Origin of the sequence: Nonomuraea turkmeniaca, from assembly GCF_005889735.1 — a bacterium.
GTDB lineage: Bacteria > Actinomycetota > Actinomycetes > Streptosporangiales > Streptosporangiaceae > Nonomuraea > Nonomuraea turkmeniaca.
The window spans coordinates 1-2471 of the sequence record NZ_VCKY01000487.1 but is presented as its reverse complement, the minus strand read 5'-3'; the positions used below and the strand labels follow the sequence as shown (position 1 = coordinate 2471).

Genomic DNA, 2471 nt, shown 5'->3' with positions numbered 1-2471 from the left:
ACGGACCCCTGCCCGTCACCGCCGTCACCGCCGCACACCCATACACGACCTGAGACACAGGGGACCAGGGGACTAGGGAGCAGGGGACCGGGGGACCGGGGGACACGGCCACAATGGCCCGTATGGACACCCGAACAGCCGCCCAACGCTTCGCCGACACCTGGCAGCACGGCTGGACCCACCACGACGTCACCGCCATCACCGCGCTCTACCACGACGACGCCGTCCACACCAGCATGCCGTTCCGCCCCCCGCACCACGGCAAACAGGCCATCGCCGACTACATCGCCTGGTCCTTCGCCGGCGAGAGCGACCCCCACGTCACCTTCGCCGCCCCCATCGTCGACGCAGACCAGGCAGTGATCGAATTCCGCGTCCACGCTCACGACAACGGCCGCCCCACCACCCTGGCCGGCTGCGTCTTCGCCCGCTTCAACGCCGACGGGCTCGCCGTGGAGACCCGCGACTACTGGCACACCGCCGACGGCCACCCCTGACCCGCCGCGGCGACCGGGGGAGCGGTCAGCGCACCACCCGCAACGGAGCCGCACCAGGACGGCCACCGGCCACCGCCGGCCGCATCGGCGCCGGCTCCTGACGAACCATCGGCTCCGGACGCGCCACCTGCTGCGTCTGCTCAACCGCCTCCGCACGCCGCTCGGCGCAACCACCCCCGCAATACCCGTTGGTCACGATCAGACGCCCCCGCAGCGGCGTATACGACTCCTTACCCGAAGCGGGCACAACTCCCTGACACACCTGACATAACACCGACTTGGTCCCCACGTGCTGCTCCTCTCGCGGCGCGAATAGCAGGAGCTCCACCCTAAGACCAGACCCGGCGCCAGATACAGCGAATCAACACAAGGTCAAACCCGCCGTCAACCAGAGTCTTCGGCGCCGCAGAGAGCGCGCGGGGACCAGGATGACGGCGAAAACGCCGCTCAGCCCGACGATTCCGGCGTCCGCCGCCTGCCTGTGCGGGGCCGGATCCAGCGGTGCGGGCGGCCGAAAAAAGTTCCCACGAAACCCTCCTGCCTCACCCGCTGAGGGGAGTCCCCGGCCGGCCCAGAAAGCGTTACTTGACATAATGTTCATTATCAAGCAACCAACGAACCCCCGCATAAACCCCCAATCCCTGGGAAGTCGCACTCCATGCCACCCCTGGAGATCACGACCCCGAGCATCATCGCGCTCACGGCCGTCATCACCGCAGCCGCCATCTGGCTCATCATCCTCGCCGCACGCCTGACCCAGCGGCCCCGCAACCGTCCCAATCCCAGCATCGACCTGGTCGACCAGGCTCGCGAACTCAAAGCCCTCGGCCAGATCCAGGAAGCCGTCTTCCTCGTACGCGGCGAAACCGGCATGAGCCAGAGCGCTGCGGCGCGCTTCGTCAACCGCCTGTGACAGCCGGTGACGGCCTCCGGCCCGGGTGTTGACGACCTCTTCCCCGCCGGACCGGCGGGCTGCGGGGTTTGCCCTGGTCGGTGCCCTGTGAGGGTTACGGGTGTCGCGCCCGGCGAGGTGGCGTGCGCCGCAACCGGGCCGACAGAATTCCCCAAGGCGGACATTTAACGTCATACCGAACAGAAGGGGGATTCTGTTTGGTATGACCTGTTTGTCATTTTCGTCCCTCTTGTCGCGTTGTGTCAGGCTCGGCCGTGTGGTCCGTGCGCTCCCACGACGACGTCGACCTCTGTCCCGCGGGTCCACGTGCGGTGCGCTCTTGCGGCCGGCGGGACGTCGGTTTCAGGTTTTGTGATGCGACAGCCCGGGCGGCACGGAGCCGATAGGTGTGGCCCGCTCCCCCGTTTGCGTCCTTTGTGTCCATGTGTCAGGGCCTCCCTCCCCTGGTGCCGTTGGGCGGGTTGGGATCTTGTGCTGAGTGCTGTGGTGTGGGGGCCAGCACACACGGGATTTTTTGGGCAAAGCGGGTCAAGTGGGGCTGGTGGGGGCTTGTTTTGCGCTGATTTGTCAGCGGCAGTGGTTTTTTCATGTCAGCATCGATGCATGTATGGGCCTTATGGGACTGCCGTAAAGCCATGGGGCCGGAGGGATCGGCCTGCCGTGGCGGGTCAGCCCTGAGGTGTGTCCGTGCTGGTCGTCGTCTCCCCCGCTCTCCCGGAAAGAAGTCTGGCGTTGCGTATCTTGCTGCTGTGCTCCTCCTTCAACGGCCTGACCCAGCGTGCGTGGCTGGAGTTGCGGCGCGCCGGTCATGACGTGAGCGTCGAGCTGGCCGTGTCGGAGGAGGTGATGGCGGAGGCGGTGGAGCTGGCCAAGCCGGATCTGGTGATCTGCCCGTTCTTGAAGGAACGGGTGCCGGGGCGGGTGTGGCGCAACGTCCGTACGGCGGCCGCAGCAGCTTGGGCTCGACGCCCGCCGCCTTCTTGACCTCGTCCTGCGTCTTCTTGATCTCAGCCCTGACGTCCCAGGGCTCGATCTTGGTGAAGTCAGGATGCTTGTAGCTG

At 66.7% G+C, this 2471-nt stretch carries 3 protein-coding genes; all 3 read left to right on the top strand.

Going from position 1 to position 2471, the window contains the following annotated elements; translation table 11 throughout:
• The first annotated feature begins 122 nt into the window (after nt 1-122).
• The 3 genes from ETD86_RS53875 to ETD86_RS58900 all read left to right on the top strand — a co-directional run bounded on the left by ETD86_RS53875 (nt 123) and on the right by ETD86_RS58900 (nt 2394).
• On the top strand, nt 123-497 hold the full coding sequence (locus ETD86_RS53875) for a nuclear transport factor 2 family protein (protein ID WP_138674311.1): 375 nt from the start codon (nt 123-125) through the stop codon (nt 495-497).
• Between the two features lie 658 nt (nt 498-1155).
• The gene (locus tag ETD86_RS53870) at nt 1156-1410 is read left to right on the top strand and encodes a hypothetical protein (protein WP_138674310.1); all 255 of its coding nucleotides are present in this window, start codon (nt 1156-1158) and stop codon (nt 1408-1410) included.
• Nucleotides 1411-2142: 732 nt separating this feature from the next.
• Entirely contained in the window at nt 2143-2394 is a 252-nt protein-coding gene (locus ETD86_RS58900; RefSeq protein ID WP_246149533.1) for a formyl transferase, read from the top strand.
• Nucleotides 2395-2471: the final 77 nt, after the last annotated feature.